Annotated in this window: 14 protein-coding genes; 10 read left to right on the top strand and 4 right to left on the bottom strand. The window is 62.9% G+C overall.

The genetic code is table 11. From position 1 onward, the window contains the following. Positions 1 to 141 precede the first annotated feature (141 nt). Entirely contained in the window at positions 142 to 1,368 is a 1,227-nt protein-coding gene (locus Q1W68_RS06855; protein WP_300661332.1) for a fatty acid desaturase, read from the top strand. Positions 1,369 to 1,491: 123 nt separating this feature from the next. Here the strand turns inward: Q1W68_RS06855 and rpmG are convergent, their stop codons facing one another. The 3 genes from rpmG to trxB all read right to left on the bottom strand — a co-directional run bounded on the left by rpmG (position 1,492) and on the right by trxB (position 3,046). After that, positions 1,492 to 1,662 (bottom strand): 50S ribosomal protein L33, encoded by a 171-nt coding sequence (gene rpmG, locus Q1W68_RS06850; RefSeq protein ID WP_056269543.1) that lies wholly within the window; start codon positions 1,660 to 1,662, stop codon positions 1,492 to 1,494. Positions 1,663 to 1,674: 12 nt separating this feature from the next. Further along, positions 1,675 to 1,908, bottom strand: a complete 234-nt coding sequence (rpmB, locus tag Q1W68_RS06845; protein WP_056269541.1) for a 50S ribosomal protein L28 — start codon at positions 1,906 to 1,908, stop codon at positions 1,675 to 1,677. Positions 1,909 to 2,098: 190 nt separating this feature from the next. After that, on the bottom strand, positions 2,099 to 3,046 hold the full coding sequence (gene trxB, locus Q1W68_RS06840) for a thioredoxin-disulfide reductase (RefSeq protein WP_300661343.1): 948 nt from the start codon (positions 3,044 to 3,046) through the stop codon (positions 2,099 to 2,101). 153 nt (positions 3,047 to 3,199) lie between these two features. On the opposite strand from trxB, the gene Q1W68_RS06835 reads away from it, so the two are divergent. From Q1W68_RS06835 to lysS, 9 genes are all read left to right on the top strand, one after another. After that, positions 3,200 to 3,874 (top strand): Crp/Fnr family transcriptional regulator, encoded by a 675-nt coding sequence (locus Q1W68_RS06835; RefSeq protein WP_069045504.1) that lies wholly within the window; start codon positions 3,200 to 3,202, stop codon positions 3,872 to 3,874. Between the two features lie 91 nt (positions 3,875 to 3,965). Next, positions 3,966 to 6,314 (top strand): DNA translocase FtsK, encoded by a 2,349-nt coding sequence (locus tag Q1W68_RS06830; protein ID WP_300715945.1) that lies wholly within the window; start codon positions 3,966 to 3,968, stop codon positions 6,312 to 6,314. A gap of 42 nt (positions 6,315 to 6,356) precedes the next feature. Then, positions 6,357 to 6,992 (top strand): outer membrane lipoprotein chaperone LolA, encoded by a 636-nt coding sequence (lolA, locus tag Q1W68_RS06825; protein ID WP_300652692.1) that lies wholly within the window; start codon positions 6,357 to 6,359, stop codon positions 6,990 to 6,992. Continuing rightward, positions 6,989 to 8,290: a replication-associated recombination protein A gene (locus Q1W68_RS06820; RefSeq protein WP_300652694.1), complete on the top strand. Its 1,302-nt coding sequence runs from the start codon at positions 6,989 to 6,991 to the stop codon at positions 8,288 to 8,290. Before lolA ends, Q1W68_RS06820 begins: the two co-directional genes overlap by 4 nt. 230 nt (positions 8,291 to 8,520) lie before the next feature. Then, a complete protein-coding gene (locus Q1W68_RS06815; protein WP_300715944.1) occupies positions 8,521 to 9,450 on the top strand; it encodes a branched-chain amino acid ABC transporter permease in 930 nt (309 codons plus the stop codon). Positions 9,451 to 9,467: 17 nt separating this feature from the next. Next, a complete protein-coding gene (locus Q1W68_RS06810) occupies positions 9,468 to 10,553 on the top strand; it encodes an ABC transporter ATP-binding protein (protein WP_300715943.1) in 1,086 nt (361 codons plus the stop codon). Between the two features lie 14 nt (positions 10,554 to 10,567). Continuing rightward, a complete protein-coding gene (locus Q1W68_RS06805) occupies positions 10,568 to 11,338 on the top strand; it encodes an ABC transporter ATP-binding protein (RefSeq protein WP_291212137.1) in 771 nt (256 codons plus the stop codon). A 13-nt stretch (positions 11,339 to 11,351) separates the two neighbouring features. Then, the gene (locus Q1W68_RS06800) at positions 11,352 to 12,068 is read left to right on the top strand and encodes an ABC transporter ATP-binding protein (RefSeq protein WP_300652590.1); all 717 of its coding nucleotides are present in this window, start codon (positions 11,352 to 11,354) and stop codon (positions 12,066 to 12,068) included. A 75-nt stretch (positions 12,069 to 12,143) separates the two neighbouring features. Beyond that, a complete protein-coding gene (lysS, locus tag Q1W68_RS06795; protein ID WP_300652593.1) occupies positions 12,144 to 13,697 on the top strand; it encodes a lysine--tRNA ligase in 1,554 nt (517 codons plus the stop codon). Between the two features lie 67 nt (positions 13,698 to 13,764). Here lysS and rpoH read toward each other — a convergent pair whose 3' ends face one another. Further along, the gene (gene rpoH / locus Q1W68_RS06790; RefSeq protein ID WP_300652596.1) at positions 13,765 to 14,712 is read right to left on the bottom strand and encodes an RNA polymerase sigma factor RpoH; all 948 of its coding nucleotides are present in this window, start codon (positions 14,710 to 14,712) and stop codon (positions 13,765 to 13,767) included. Positions 14,713 to 14,850: the final 138 nt, after the last annotated feature.

Genomic DNA, 14,850 nt, shown 5'->3' with positions numbered 1-14,850 from the left:
GGACAGTAGTTTCCACATTGGAAGCGGGTTATGGGTTGGTGTTTGTGACCCCCGCCTTTAAAATCGTGGTTCTCTTTGCTCCGGGTGTTCTGGAGCCTACTCGGTATCCATCCGCGCCCCTGAGCGTTTATTGGGAAATCAATGTTCTCTTCCGACTTCGGCATTTTTTCGTCCATCTGGGACGGCCTCATCCAGTTCCTCGCTCACGGGGTGACGGGGGCGACCTGGTGGCAAACCATGATCGTGGCCCTGGTGTTCACCCACATCACCATCGCCAGCGTCACCATTTACCTGCACCGCCACCAGGCCCACCGCTCGCTGGACCTGCACCCGATTGCCTCGCACTTCTTCCGCTTCTGGCTCTGGATGACCACCGGCATGGTCACCAAGGAATGGACCGCCATCCACCGCAAGCACCACGCCAAGTGCGAGCACGAAGGCGACCCTCACAGCCCGGTGGTGTTCGGCATCAAGAAAGTCTTCTTTGAAGGCAGCGAGCTGTACCGCGCCGAGGCGAAGAACCAGGAAACCCTGGATCGATACGGCCACAACACCCCGAACGACTGGGTCGAACGCGAGGTCTACACTGGCCGTTCGCGCCTGGGCGTGAGCCTCATGCTCATCATCAACGTGGCTTTGTTCGGCGTGCTGGGCGTGACCGTCTGGGCCATCCAGATGATCTGGATCCCGATCACGGCCGCCGGCATCATCAACGGTATCGGCCACTGGTGGGGTTACCGCAACTTCGAGGCCACCGACGCCAGCACCAACGTGTCGCCTTGGGGCATCCTGATTGGCGGCGAAGAGTTGCACAACAACCACCACACCTACCCCACGTCGGCCAAGTTGTCGGTCAAGCCCTACGAGTTCGACATCGGCTGGATGTACATCAGCATGATGCGTTCGGTGGGCCTGGCTTCGGTCAAGAAGTTGCCGCCGAAGATGGCCTTTGGCGATGTGAAGCCGGTGGCCGACGAGAAAACCCTGGAGGCGATCATCGCCAACCGATACGAGGTGATGGCCGGTTACGCTCGCGAAATGCGCGCGGCCTGCAAGCGTGAAATGGACGCGCTGCAGCAGCGCCGGGGCGATGCCACCGTGCTGCAATCGGCTCGCCAGTGGCTGCACCGCGACGATGACAAAGTGCCTGCCAGCGTCAAGCCCCAGCTTGCACAAGTGCGCGCCGAGCATCCCGTGCTCGACAAGATGGTGACCATGCGCGAAGAGCTGCGTGCCCTGTGGTCCAGCACCACCGCCACGCGCGAGCAGCTGGCCACCGACCTGCAGGCATGGTGCCGTCGGGCCGAAGAGAGTGGCATTGCTGCCCTGCGCGATTTCTCCATTCGCCTTCGCTCGGCCCACGCCTGAACTCGGCCGCTGCAGATAAAAACCACCCTGCGGGGTGGTTTTTTTCATGGGTGCACGGACTTCGATCGAGCACAAAAAAAGCCGCTGGGTCACAGCGGCTTTTTTTGTTGGAAGAGATCCCGCTTATTTCAGCTTGATCTCTTTGTAGTCCACGTGCTTGCGAGCTTTTGGATCAAACTTTTTGATCAGCATCTTCTCGGGCGTGGTCTTCTTGTTTTTGGTGGTGGTGTAGAAGTGGCCGGTTCCAGCGGTGGATTCCAGCTTGATCTTCTCGCGTGCGCCTTTGGTTGCCATGTTCGGTTCTCCTTAAGCTTGACCGCGTGCGCGCAGGTCGGCGAGCACGGCGTCAATGCCGTTTTTGTCGATCAGGCGAAGGGCGGCTCCGGAGACGCGCAGACGCACCCAACGGTTTTCGCTCTCGACCCAGAAACGGCGGTATTGCAGGTTCGGCAGGAACCGGCGCTTGGTTTTGTTGTTGGCGTGGGAAACGTTGTTCCCGACCATGGGCTTCTTGCCCGTGACGTCGCAGACGCGTGCCATGTGGACACTCCGATCATTCAAACAGCTGACAACCGCGACCGGAAAAACTTCCGCGTCTGGTCAGTGCAGCCTCACCTCGCCAGGAAAGGGTGGCGGTAACCCGAATCTGCTGTGGCTCCTGAAGAACCGGTCAATCTCAGCAAAGCCCACGATTATAGCCAATCGGCCATCTCGCGGGATTTGTCCACGTTCAAGAAGCGCTTTGCTCCAGGAAACGCTGGGCGTCCAACGCGGCCATGCAGCCTGTGCCGGCGCTGGTGATGGCCTGTCTGTAAACGTGATCCTGAACGTCACCCGCGGCGAACACGCCGGGCACGCTGGTCATGGTGGCCATCCCCTGCAGGCCCGAGCGGGTGGTGATGTAACCATCCTTCATGTCGAGCTGACCTTTGAAGATGTCGGTGTTGGGCTGGTGGCCGATGGCGATGAAGCAGCCCTTGAGCGTGAGGTCTTCGGTGGCGCCGGTCTGCACGTTTTTCAGGCGCACACCGGTCACGCCGGTCTGGTCTCCCAGCACTTCGTCGAGCGTGCTGTGCAGCTTGAGTTCGATCTTGCCGGCGGCGACCTTCTCCATCAGCTTGTCGATCAGGATGGCTTCGGCCTTGAAGGTGTCGCGGCGGTGCACCAGCGTGACCTTGCTCGCGATGTTGGACAGATACAGCGCTTCTTCCACAGCGGTGTTGCCGCCGCCGATCACGCTCACTTCTTGTCCCCGGTAAAAGAAACCATCGCAGGTGGCACAGCCCGACACGCCTTTGCCCATGAAAGCTTCTTCGGAGGGCAAGCCGAGGTACTTGGCCGATGCGCCGGTGGCAATGATGAGCGCGTCGCAGCTGTATTCCCCGCTGTCACCTTTGAGCACGAACGGCCGCTTGCTGAAGTCGACCGCGTTGATGTGATCGAAGATCATCTCGGTCTTGAAGCGCTCGGCGTGCGCTTGAAAGCGTTGCATCAGATCGGGCCCCTGCACGCCGTCGGCGTCGGCTGGCCAATTGTCCACGTCGGTCGTGGTCATGAGCTGGCCACCTTGGGCTATGCCGGTGATGAGCACAGGATTGAGGTTGGCGCGCGCGGCGTACACCGCGGCGGTGTAGCCCGCGGGGCCGGAGCCGAGGATCAGTACTTTGGCGTGTTTCATGGTGCAAGTCCCCATCGGGTTCCGGGGCAAGTGGTTTAGAGTCGGCGGTTATATTGGTGCGTCAGGTCGGAAGCCTGCGGAGCAGGGGGCCTTGACTTCGGGTCATTGTATGAAACGGCGCTCCAGCCGCTTCCCAGAACAAGGAATACACGCATGTCGATACTGTCCAATCTCGATCTGATCCGCCGGGTACCGCTTTTCTCAACCTTGACGCAGGCACAAGCCGAAGGCGTTGCAGATGCGGTCATCAAGCGCCGTTTCAAGCGGGGCGAATGCATCGTGGAGCAGGGCAAGAAGTCGAACTGTCTGGCGATCGTGCTCACGGGCCGCGCGCGCGTAGTGACCACCGATTCGCGGGGTCGCGAGGTGATCCTGGCCACCATGAACCCCGGCGACTATGTGGGCGAGATGAGCCTGATCGACAACCAGCCGCACTCGGCCACGGTCAAGGCCGAGGTGCAGACCGATGTGCTGATCCTGGGTCGCGCCGAGTTCGCCCGTTGCCTGCCGGAGAACAGTTCCATGGCCTACGCGGTCATGAAGGGCCTGGTGCAGCGCCTGCGCCACGCGGACCGCAAGATCGAATCGCTCGCGCTGATGGACGTGTACGGCCGTGTGGCACGCGCGCTGCTCGAATTTGCCCAGCCCGACAAGGACGGCCAGCTCACCATCAAGGACCGGGTGTCGCGCCAGGACGTGGCCAAGATGATCGGTGCCTCGCGCGAGATGGTCAGCCGCGTCATGAAAGACCTGGAAGACCGGGGTTTCATCGAGATGGCGGAAGACGGCAGCACCATCATCAAGGAACGGCTGAATTCCCTGGGCTGAACCTGTCGGCCGCCGCCGGGTGGCCGGGTCTGCCGAACGTGGCACAGAGGTGGGCTTGGGGTAAGCTCGCTGCTGGACATTTGAACAGCCCATGACCTACTCACTGAACACCCTCAACGCCGACCGTGCGGGTCAACCGCAGGTCGGCGTTTCCCGTTTTGCCCAGGAGATCGGCCTGGTGCTGGGTGCGGCCGTGCTGGCCTTCTGGCTGCTCGCCTTGCTGAGCCACTCGTTGGCCGATCCGGCCTGGAGCACGACCGGCACCGCCACCGAGGTGGGCAACTGGGGTGGTCGGCTCGGCGCGATCCTGGCCGACTGGAGCTACTACCTGTTCGGTTTTTCGGTCTGGTGGTGTTTCCTCGTCGGTGTCCGGGCTTGGTTGTCTGCCTTGGCTGGCTGGATTCGCGGCACGCGCGCTGAAGCGGATGCTGAACAAGATCTGCGCATCTGGCAGCGCCCCTGGGTGCGCCGCAGCCTGTTCTGGCTCGCACTGGTCACCTTGATGGTGGCGAGCACGGTGCTGGAGTGGAGTCGTCTCTACCGGCTCGAAGCCTTGTTGCCGGGCCATGCGGGCGGCGTGCTCGGCCACGGGCTGGGCGCGTTCTCCATGCGCTGGCTCGGCTTCACCGGTTCCGCGCTGACCATGCTGGCGCTGCTGCTCGTGTGCCTGCCGCGCGTGTTCCGTTTTTCCTGGGGCCACTGGGCCGAAGAAGTGGGCCACACGCTGGACGGCTGGTTCGAAGCGCGCCGCGAAAAGCGCGAAGCGGTGGAAGACCAGCGCATTGGCGAGATGGCCGCGCGCGAGCGCGAAGAGGTGGTGAAGGTCGAGCGGGTGGAGATCGAAGAGCACCACCCAACGCCGGTGGTGATCGAGCCCACGCTGGTCGATGTGCCCAAGAGCGAGCGCGTGGCGAAAGAACGCCAGAAACCGCTGTTCACCGAGCTGCCCGACAGCAAGCTGCCCCAGGTGGACCTGCTCGACAGCGCGCCGGTGCACCAGGCCGGGGTGGACAGCCAGACGCTGGAGATGACCAGCCGCCTGATCGAGAAGAAGCTCAAGGACTTTGGTGTGGATGTGCGCGTGGTGGCTGCCGCACCTGGCCCGGTGATCACGCGCTACGAGATCGAGCCCGCCACCGGCGTGAAGGGCTCGCAGATCGTCAACCTGGGGCGCGACCTGGCCCGTTCGCTCTCGCTGGTCTCCATCCGCGTGATCGAGACCATCCCGGGCAAGAACCTGATGGCGCTGGAGTTGCCCAACGCCAAGCGCCAGACCATCAAGCTCAGCGAGATCCTGGGATCGGCCGTTTACAACGACGCCAAGTCCATGCTCACCATGGGCCTGGGCAAGGACATTGGTGGTCAGCCCATCGTGGCCGATCTGGCCAAGATGCCGCATTGCCTGGTGGCCGGCACCACCGGTTCCGGCAAGTCGGTGGGCATCAACGCGATGATTCTGTCGCTCCTCTACAAGGCCGACGCGCGCGACGTCCGCCTGCTGCTGATCGACCCCAAGATGCTCGAGATGAGCGTCTACGAAGGCATTCCACACCTGCTGGCGCCCGTGGTCACCGACATGAAGCACGCGGCCAACGGCCTGAACTGGTGCGTGGCCGAGATGGAGAAACGCTACAAGCTCATGAGCAAGCTGGGTGTGCGCAACCTTGCAGGCTACAACGTGAAGATCGACGAAGCCGCGGCGCGGGGCGAGTTCATCGGCAACCCGTTCAGCCTCACGCCCGAGCAGCCCGAACCGCTGGAGCGCCTGCCCTACATCGTGGTGGTGATCGACGAACTGGCCGACCTGATGATGGTGGTGGGCAAGAAGATCGAAGAGCTTATTGCCCGCCTGGCGCAGAAGGCGCGAGCAGCCGGCATCCATTTGATACTGGCCACGCAGCGCCCCAGCGTGGACGTGATCACCGGCCTGATCAAGGCCAACATTCCCACGCGTCTGTCGTTCCAGGTCAGCAGCAAGATCGACAGCCGCACCATCCTCGACCAGATGGGCGCCGAGAGTTTGCTGGGCATGGGTGACATGCTTTACATGCCGTCGGGTACAGGATTCCCGATCCGGGTGCATGGTGCGTTTGTGAGCGATGACGAAGTGCACCGCGTGGTGGCCTATCTCAAGGAACAGGGTGGCGAGCCCAACTACATCGACGGCGTGCTGGAAGGCGGCGTGGCCGATGGCGAGGGCAATGACCTGTTCGGCGAAGGTGGTGGTGAGAGCAACGGTGAGAAGGATGCGCTCTACGACCAGGCGGTGGAAATTGTCATCAAGGACCGCAAGGCCAGCATTTCCTATGTGCAGCGCAAGCTCAAGATCGGCTACAACCGCGCCGCCCGCTTGCTCGAAGACATGGAGAACGCGGGCCTCGTGAGCGCCCTCACATCGAGCGGGCAGCGGGACATCCTGGTGCCGGCGCGCGGCGAATGACGCTGGCTTGAACCGAGCCGGCCCAACCGGATCAGACCCATGATGAAAAAACTGTTGCTTGTGTGTTCCCTGAGTCTTGCCACCTTCGCCGCGTCGGCGGATGGCTTGCAGGATCTTGAAAAATTCCTGCGCGAGGTGAGCAGCGGCAAGGCCGGCTTCACCCAGGTGGTGACCTCGCCCAAACGCGCCACCGAGACGGTGGCGCGCAGCAAGACGTCCACCGGCACCTTTGAATTCCTGCGGCCCAACCGCTTTCGCTTCGAGTACACCAAACCGTTCGAGCAGACCATCGTGGCCGACGGGCAGACGCTCTGGCTGCACGATGTGGACCTGAACCAGGTCACGGCCCGTGGCCAGAAAGAGGTGCTGGGCAGCACGCCCGCGGCCCTGATCGCGGCGGGCACCGACCTCAAAGGCCTGTCGGACGCGTTTGACCTCAAACCCGGTGCGGCCAGGGACGGCCTGGAGTGGCTGGAAGCCAAGCCCAAGGATCGCAACGGCCAGCTGCAGATGGTGCGTGTCGGTTTCAGGCAGGGCCAGCTGTCGGTGCTCGACATCGAAGACAGCCTGGGCCAGCGCTCGGTGCTCACCTTCAACGGCTGGCAGTCCAATGCACCGCTGAAGGCCGCCGACTTCAAGTTCGAGCCACCGGCGGGCGCGTCGGTCATGCGGCCCTGAAACCGGTGCCGGCCCCCAGCCCCCACGCGCCCCTCGCAGAGCGCCTGCGCCCGCGCACCTTGGCCGAGGTCATCGGCCAGCAGCACATGCTGGGCGAAGGCATGGCGTTGCGCCTGGCGTTTGAATCCGGCCAGCCGCACAGCTGCATCCTCTGGGGCCCGCCCGGCGTGGGCAAAACCACGATTGCGCGGCTCATGGCCGACGCATTCGATGCGCAGTTCCTCACCATCAGCGCGGTGCTCGGCGGGGTGAAGGACATCCGTGAAGCGGTGGAGCGCGCAGATGCAGCGCGCACCGGGCTTTCCCCCCAACGCACCATCCTGTTCGTGGACGAGGTGCACCGCTTCAACAAAAGCCAGCAGGACGCCTTTCTGCCGCACGTGGAGAGTGGCTTGTTCACCTTCATCGGCGCCACCACCGAAAACCCGTCGTTTGAGGTCAACTCGGCCTTGCTTTCGCGCGCTGCGGTGTATGTGTTGCAGCCGCTGTCCGAAGACGACCTGAAGCGGATCGTGACCAAGGCACAAGCCATTGACGCGGTGCCAGCGATCGAATCGGCCGCCATTGACCGTTTGATTGCCTACGCCGACGGTGATGCCCGCCGACTGCTCAACACGCTGGAAACGCTGTCGGTGGCGGCCGGCAGCGAGAAGCTCACCGAGATCACCGACGTCTGGCTGCTCAAAGTGCTGGGCGAGCGCATGCGCCGCTACGACAAAGGCGGCGAGCAGTTCTACGACACCATCAGTGCCCTGCACAAAAGCGTGCGCGGCTCGGACCCGGACGCAGCGCTGTACTGGTTCGTGCGCATGCTCGATGGCGGTGCCGACCCGCGCTACATGGCGCGCCGTTTCATCCGCATGGCGTCAGAAGACATCGGCTTGGCCGACCCGCGCGCCCTGCGCCTGGCGCTGGACGCGGCCGACGTGTACGAACGCCTGGGCAGTCCCGAGGGCGAGCTGGCCTTGGCCGAGTGTGTGATCTACCTGGCCGTGGCGCCCAAGTCCAACGCGGTTTACAAGGCTTTCAACGAGGCCAAGGCGTTCGTGAAGAAAGACGGCACGCGCCCGGTGCCGATGCATTTGCGCAATGCGCCCACCAAGCTCATGAAAGCGCTGGATTACGGCAAGGGCTACCGCTACGCGCACGACGAAGAGGACGGATTCGCGGCGGGTGAGCGCTACCTGCCCGATGGCATGGCGCAGCCGGGTTTTTACCGTCCGGTGGAGCGCGGCCTGGAGCTGCGCATCGCCGATAAGCTGCGCGAACTCAAAAAACGCAACGATCAAAAAAACTAATGAAATCCCAATCGCACTGATGCAAGCCGCAGTGCCGCTGGAAAACTAGGGTAAACCCGCGTCTGCTAAGGGCTTACACGCATGGGGAGCCCCAGACCCCATCGCTACAATCCGCGCACCAACCCGCAGTCTGTCCTGGTTTCAGGTCACGTCTGGCGGGTTTTTTGCTAGGTTGAAACCGGCCGTCACAGAACATCACATTCGGCCTGTCTTAAACACGGAGAACCCTCATGGAAGTTTTGCTACAGCAGATCATCAACGGTCTGGTGCTGGGCAGCATGTATGCGCTGGTGGCTCTGGGTTACACCATGGTCTACGGCATCATCGGGCTGATCAACTTCGCCCACGGCGACGTCCTCATGGTGGGGGCGCTCACCAGCTGGACCATCATCGGCGTGATGCAGGACGCCACACCCGGCATGCCGGGCTGGCTCGTGCTGCTGCTGGCGGTGATCATTGCCATGGTGGTTTGTGCCACCCTCAACTTCACCATCGAGAAGCTGGCTTACCGGCCACTGCGCAACTCGTCCCGATTGGCCCCGTTGATCACCGCCATCGGCATGTCGCTGCTGTTGCAGACGTTCGCCATGATCATCTGGAAGCCCAATCCCAAGTCGTATCCCAACATGCTGCCCACCGAGCCGGTCGCCTTGGGTGGCGCGGTCATCTCCATTACGCAGATCACCATCCTGGCCACCACCGTCATCACGCTGGCCTTCCTCATGTGGCTGGTCAACCGCACCAATCTGGGTCGCGCGATGCGTGCCACCGCAGAGAACCCCCGCGTGGCCGCACTCATGGGCATCAAGCCCGATGTGGTCATTTCCGCCACCTTCATCATCGGCGCCATGCTCGCGGCCATTGCCGGCGTGATGTGGGCTTCGAATTACGGCACCGTGCAACACGCCATGGGCTTCATGCCCGGCCTCAAGGCCTTCGTGGCGGCGGTCATGGGTGGCATCGGCAACCTGGCCGGTGCGGTGGTCGGGGGCATCGCCCTGGGCCTGATCGAATCGCTGGGTGCGGGTTACCTCGGCAAGCTCACCGGCGGTGTGCTGGGCAGCCAGTACACCGACATCTTTGCTTTCATCGTGCTGGCCGTCGTGCTCACGCTGCGTCCCTCGGGCCTGCTGGGTGAACGTGTGGCCGATCGCGCCTGACCACCCGGAGACATCACATGATGAACACCAAGACCGGCAAACTCATTGCCTTCGCGCTGGCCGCTGTGGCGCTGCTGCTGCTGCCCATCATCCTGCAGTCCACTGGCAGCAATTCGTGGGTGCGCATTCTCGACATTGCGCTGCTCTATGTGCTGCTGGCACTGGGCCTGAACATCGTGGTGGGCTACGCCGGCCTGCTGGACCTGGGCTACATCGCGTTCTTTGCGGTGGGTGCCTACGTGTTTGCGCTGCTGGGCTCCCCCCACCTGGCCGACACTTTCCCAGCCATCAAGGCCATGTTTCCCGAGGGCATCCACTACAGCATCTGGATCGTGATGATTCTCGCGGCGGTGATTGCGGGCATCGTCGGCATGATCCTGGGCGCGCCCACGCTCAAGCTGCGCGGCGACTACCTCGCCATCATCACGCTGGGCTTCGGCGAGATCATCCGCATCTTCCTGCTCAACATGGACCGCCCGGTGAACATCACCAACGGGCCCAAAGGCATCAGCCAGATCGACACCATCTCGGTCTTCGGGCTGGACTTCGGCAAGCGGCTGACCATCGGCGACTACACCTTCCAGCCCGTCACGCTGTACTACTACCTGTTCCTCTTTTTCGTGGTTCTGGCCATCATCATTTCTTACCGTCTTCAAGACTCGCGCATCGGCCGCGCGTGGATGGCGATTCGCGAAGACGAGATCGCCGCCAAGGCCATGGGCCTGAACACCCGCAACCTCAAGCTGCTGGCCTTCGGCATGGGTGCTTCGTTCGGCGGTGTGTCCGGTGTGCTGTTCGCCTCGTTCCAGCGCTTCGTCTCGCCCGAATCCTTCTCGCTCATGGAGTCGGTGATGGTCGTGGCCATGGTGGTGCTGGGTGGCATCGGGCACATTCCGGGCGTGGTGCTGGGCGCCTTGCTGCTGGCCGGTCTGCCCGAATTGTTGCGGCATGTGGCGCATCCGCTCACGGCCATGACCGATGGCCGTCTGGCCCCGGAAATCCTGCGCCAGTTGCTCATCGCACTGGCCATGGTGATCGTGATGCTGATCCGTCCCAAAGGCTTGTGGCCCGCCCCCGAGCACGGCAAGTCCTTGTCCAAGTGAGCGGAGCAACTTCAATGACCGAAACCATCCTCAAAGTTGCCAATGTCTCCAAACGCTTCGGCGGGCTCCAGGCCCTCAGCGATGTGGGCATGGAAATCAAACGTGGCCAGGTGTATGGCCTGATCGGTCCCAACGGCGCCGGCAAGACGACCTTTTTCAACGTGCTCACGGGCCTTTACACGCCCGACAGCGGAACCTTCGAGCTCGCGGGCAAGCCTTACACGCCCAGCGCGGTGCACGAGGTGGCCAAGGCCGGCATCGCACGCACCTTCCAGAACATCCGCCTCTTCGCAGAGATGACGGCGCTGGAGAACGTGATGGTCGGGCGCCACGTGCGCACCCATTCGGGCTTGATCGGGGCCGTGTTGCGCACGCCAGGTTTCAAGCGCGAAGAAGCCGAGATCACGGCGCGCGCCCGCGAACTGCTTGCTTATGTGGGCATTGAGCGGTTCGCTGACTACAAGTCGCGCACGCTGAGCTACGGCGACCAGCGTCGCCTGGAAATCGCCCGTGCGCTGGCGACCGACCCGCAGCTGATTGCGCTGGACGAACCCGCTGCCGGCATGAACGCCACCGAGAAAGTGCAGCTGCGCGAGTTGATCGACCAGATCCGCAACGACAACCGCACCATCCTGCTGATCGAACACGACGTGAAGCTGGTCATGGGCCTGTGCGACCGTGTGACGGTTCTCGACTACGGCAAACAACTCTCGTCGGGCACGCCCGCCGATGTGCAGCGCGATCCCAAGGTGATCGAGGCTTACCTCGGCACCGGTGGACACTGATCAAGGAATCGACATGGCAAACACACTCCTCAAGATCAGCGGCCTGAAGGTCGCCTACGGCGGCATCAAGGCCGTCAAGGGCATCGATCTCGAAGTGAACGAAGGTGAGCTGATCTCGCTGATCGGCTCCAACGGCGCGGGCAAGACCACCACCATGAAGGCCGTCACCGGTTCGCTGGCGTTTGAAGCCGGCGACATCGAGTACATGGGCCAGAGCATCAAGGGCAAGGGCGCCTGGGATCTGGTGAAACAGGGCCTGGCCATGGTGCCGGAAGGCCGTGGCGTGTTCACGCGCATGACCATCACCGAAAACCTCCAGATGGGTGCCTACATCCGCAACGACAAGCCCGGCATCGCACAGGACATCGAGAAGATGTTCAACATCTTCCCGCGCCTGCGCGAGCGCAAAGACCAGCTGGCCGGCACCATGAGCGGCGGTGAGCAGCAGATGCTGGCGATGGCGCGCGCGCTCATGAGCCAGCCCAAGGTCTTGCTGCTCGACGAGCCCTCCATGGGCCTGTCGCCCATCATGGTTGACAAGATTTTCGAGGTGGTGCGCGACGTGTCCAAGCAGGGCGTGACCATCTTGCTGGTGGAGCAGAACGCCCGCCGCGCACTGCAGATCGCTGACCGGGGCTATGTGATGGACTCGGGTGAAATCATCATGACCGGCAAGGGCCGCGACATGCTCGACGACCCGAAAGTTCGTGCCGCTTACCTCGGCGAATAAAACTGGCAGGGCCGAGGTCGGCCCAAAACTACAATCATGGGTTGCGCACTTCGGTGCCCAACCCATTTTTCATTCATGACCCAAGTCCACACTCCCGATGCCAGCGCCCCGGCGCACGACGACAACCAGCTGATCGCGGAGCGCCGCGAGAAGCTCAAGGCGATGCGCGAAGCGCAGCAGCGGGGCGAGGGCGTGGCTTTCCCGAACGACTTCAAGCCCACCGACAAGGCGGCCGAATTGTTCGCGGTGCACAGCGAGACCACCAAGGAAGCGCTGGAAGCGAATCCGGTGCGCGCGTGCGTGGCCGGTCGCATGATGCTCAAGCGCGTGATGGGCAAGGCCAGTTTTGCCACGCTGCAAGACGCCTCGTTCGGCCCCAGCGGTGGCCGCATCCAGATTTACCTGAACAACGACAGCGTGGGCGAGACGCTGCACAACGCGTTCAAGCACTGGGACCTGGGCGACATCGTGGCGGCCGAAGGCGTGCTCTTTCGCACCCGCACCGGCGAGTTGACCATCCACGCCGACAGCGTTCGCCTCATCACGAAAAGCCTGCGACCGCTGCCCGACAAATTCCACGGGATCGCCGATCAGGAGATCAAGTACCGCCAGCGTTACGTCGACCTGATGACCGACGAAACCGCGCGCCAGCGCTTCGTCAACCGCAGCCGCGGCATTTCAAGCCTGCGCGGCTTCATGGTCAGCCATGGGTTCCTTGAGGTCGAGACGCCGATGCTGCACCCCATCCCGGGCGGTGCGAACGCCAAGCCATTCAAGACGCACCACAACGCGCTCGACCAGGAGATGTTCCTGCGCATCGCGCCCGAGCTCTACCTCAAACGTTTGCTGGTGGGTGGTTTCGACCGCGTGTTCGAGATCAACCGCAACTTCCGCAACGAAGGCATCAGCGTCCGCCACAACCCCGAGTTCACCATGATGGAGTTCTACGCGGCGTACTGGAACTACCAGGACCTGATGAGCTTCACCGAGGAGCTCATCCGCCACGTGGTGCGCGAGGTGCGCGGTGATGTGCCATTGACCTACCAGGGACAGCCGGTGGACGTGACCTCACCGTTCGAGCGGCTCACCATCCGCGAAGCCATCCTCAAGCACACCGAGGCCGGCGACAACGTGGACAGCACGGAGTGGTTGCTCAACCAGCTGAAGAAGCTGGGCCTGACCGAAGCCAAGCACCAGCTCTCCACGCGCAGCCTGGCGAGTCTGCAGGTGATGTACTTTGAAGAGAAGGTCGAGGACAAGCTCTGGAACCCGACCTTCATCATGGACCACCCCACCGAAATCTCGCCGCTGGCGCGCGCCAACGACGCCAAACCGGAGGTGACCGAGCGCTTCGAGCTCTACATCACCGGCCGCGAATTCGGCAATGCGTTCTCGGAGCTCAACGACGCCGAGGACCAGGCCGCGCGTTTTCACGCCCAGGTCTCGGCCAAGGACAGCGGTGACGACGAGGCCATGCACTTCGATGCCGACTACATCCGTGCGCTGGAATACGGCATGCCGCCGGCCGGCGGTTGCGGCATCGGCATTGACCGTTTGATGATGCTGCTGACCGACAGCGCCAGCATCCGCGACGTGATCCTGTTCCCCGCCCTCAGGCGCGAGCACTGAGCCCCGGCCCTTCGCCAAAAAAAAGCCGCCCAACAGGGCGGCTTTTTGCTTTGCAGGCTTGAGTGGTTCAGGCGTAAGCCGCGAGCGCCTTGCGCATCTTCTTCATGGCCGCCACCTCGATCTGGCGCACGCGCTCGGCACTCACACCGTACTCGGCCGCCAGCTCGTGCAGCGTCATGCCGCCGGAGCCGTCGTCGTTCACCTTGAGCCAGCGCTCGCTGACAATGCGGCGGGAACGGTCGTCGAGTTCGCTCATGGCCTGGGCCACGCCCTCGGTGGCCAACGCATCGCGCTCGGCCGATTCCAGCACCGCGGTGGGTTCGTGGGTGGCGTCGGCGAGGTAGGCAATCGGGCCAAAGGCGTCTTCGCCGTCGTCACCGGGGGTGGGATCCAGCACCACGTCGCCGCCCGAGAGCCGCGTTTCCATCTCGCGCACTTCTTCCGGCTTCACGTTGAGCTCTTTGGCCATGATGCCGACTTCGACATCGCTCAGCACCTCGCGGTGGGTGTCGCCGTCCAGTGCGTCCGAGCGGAAGCCCTGCTTGCGCGAGCGCAGGTTGAAGAACAGCTTGCGTTGCGCCTTGGTCGTGGCCAGCTTGACCATGCGGCAGTTCTTCAACACATATTCGTGGATCTCGGCCTTGATCCAGTGCATGGCGTAGCTCACCAGGCGCACGCCCTGGTCGGGGTCGAAGCGCTTGACCGCCTTCATCAGGCCGACGTTGCCTTCCTGGATCAGGTCGCCGTGGGGCAGGCCATAGCCCAGGTACTGGCGGGCAATGGAGACCACCAGGCGCAGGTGGGACATGACCAACTGGCCCGCGGCCTCCAGGTCGTTGTCGTCGCGCAGGCGGCGTGCGGCCTTCTGCTCTTCGTCCAGCGTGAGCAGTGGCAGGCGGTTGACCGCGGAAATGTAGGCGTCGAGGTTGCCCAGTGGCGGCACCAGCGCCCAGGGGTTCGCGACAGCGACCTGGCCACCGGCAGCGGCAGAAATGGGGGCAAGTGAGTGGGACATGGAGAACCTCCTCGGGTATGTACCAATGATGTTAGCACTCTCTGTGAGTGAGTGCTAAGAGGGAAGTTCCATCACCTTGCTGGTTCAAGAAGCCGGTCAAAAAGACGATACAGGGAGCAAGAACGGCGTCGCCTGCCG

The organism is Hydrogenophaga sp. (assembly GCF_030158645.1).
In the GTDB taxonomy this organism is placed as follows: domain Bacteria; phylum Pseudomonadota; class Gammaproteobacteria; order Burkholderiales; family Burkholderiaceae_C; genus Hydrogenophaga.
Note: the sequence above shows the minus strand (reverse complement) of the source record. Positions and strands in the feature narration are given on the sequence as shown.

What these genes read in the sequence shown, in the direction of transcription:
- trxB (WP_300661343.1), bottom strand. Translation starts at nt 3,046, where the DNA reads ATGAAACACGCCAAAGTACTGATCCTCGGCTCCGGCCCCGCGGGCTAC.
- Q1W68_RS06800 (WP_300652590.1), top strand. Translation starts at nt 11,352, where the DNA reads ATGGCAAACACACTCCTCAAGATCAGCGGCCTGAAGGTCGCCTACGGC.
- Q1W68_RS06815 (WP_300715944.1), top strand. Translation starts at nt 8,521, where the DNA reads ATGGAAGTTTTGCTACAGCAGATCATCAACGGTCTGGTGCTGGGCAGC.
- Q1W68_RS06835 (WP_069045504.1), top strand. Translation starts at nt 3,200, where the DNA reads ATGTCGATACTGTCCAATCTCGATCTGATCCGCCGGGTACCGCTTTTC.
- rpoH (WP_300652596.1), bottom strand. Translation starts at nt 14,712, where the DNA reads ATGTCCCACTCACTTGCCCCCATTTCTGCCGCTGCCGGTGGCCAGGTC.
- lolA (WP_300652692.1), top strand. Translation starts at nt 6,357, where the DNA reads ATGAAAAAACTGTTGCTTGTGTGTTCCCTGAGTCTTGCCACCTTCGCC.
- rpmB (WP_056269541.1), bottom strand. Translation starts at nt 1,908, where the DNA reads ATGGCACGCGTCTGCGACGTCACGGGCAAGAAGCCCATGGTCGGGAAC.
- Q1W68_RS06855 (WP_300661332.1), top strand. Translation starts at nt 142, where the DNA reads ATGTTCTCTTCCGACTTCGGCATTTTTTCGTCCATCTGGGACGGCCTC.
- lysS (WP_300652593.1), top strand. Translation starts at nt 12,144, where the DNA reads ATGACCCAAGTCCACACTCCCGATGCCAGCGCCCCGGCGCACGACGAC.
- rpmG (WP_056269543.1), bottom strand. Translation starts at nt 1,662, where the DNA reads ATGGCAACCAAAGGCGCACGCGAGAAGATCAAGCTGGAATCCACCGCT.
- Q1W68_RS06805 (WP_291212137.1), top strand. Translation starts at nt 10,568, where the DNA reads ATGACCGAAACCATCCTCAAAGTTGCCAATGTCTCCAAACGCTTCGGC.
- Q1W68_RS06810 (WP_300715943.1), top strand. Translation starts at nt 9,468, where the DNA reads ATGATGAACACCAAGACCGGCAAACTCATTGCCTTCGCGCTGGCCGCT.
- Q1W68_RS06830 (WP_300715945.1), top strand. Translation starts at nt 3,966, where the DNA reads ATGACCTACTCACTGAACACCCTCAACGCCGACCGTGCGGGTCAACCG.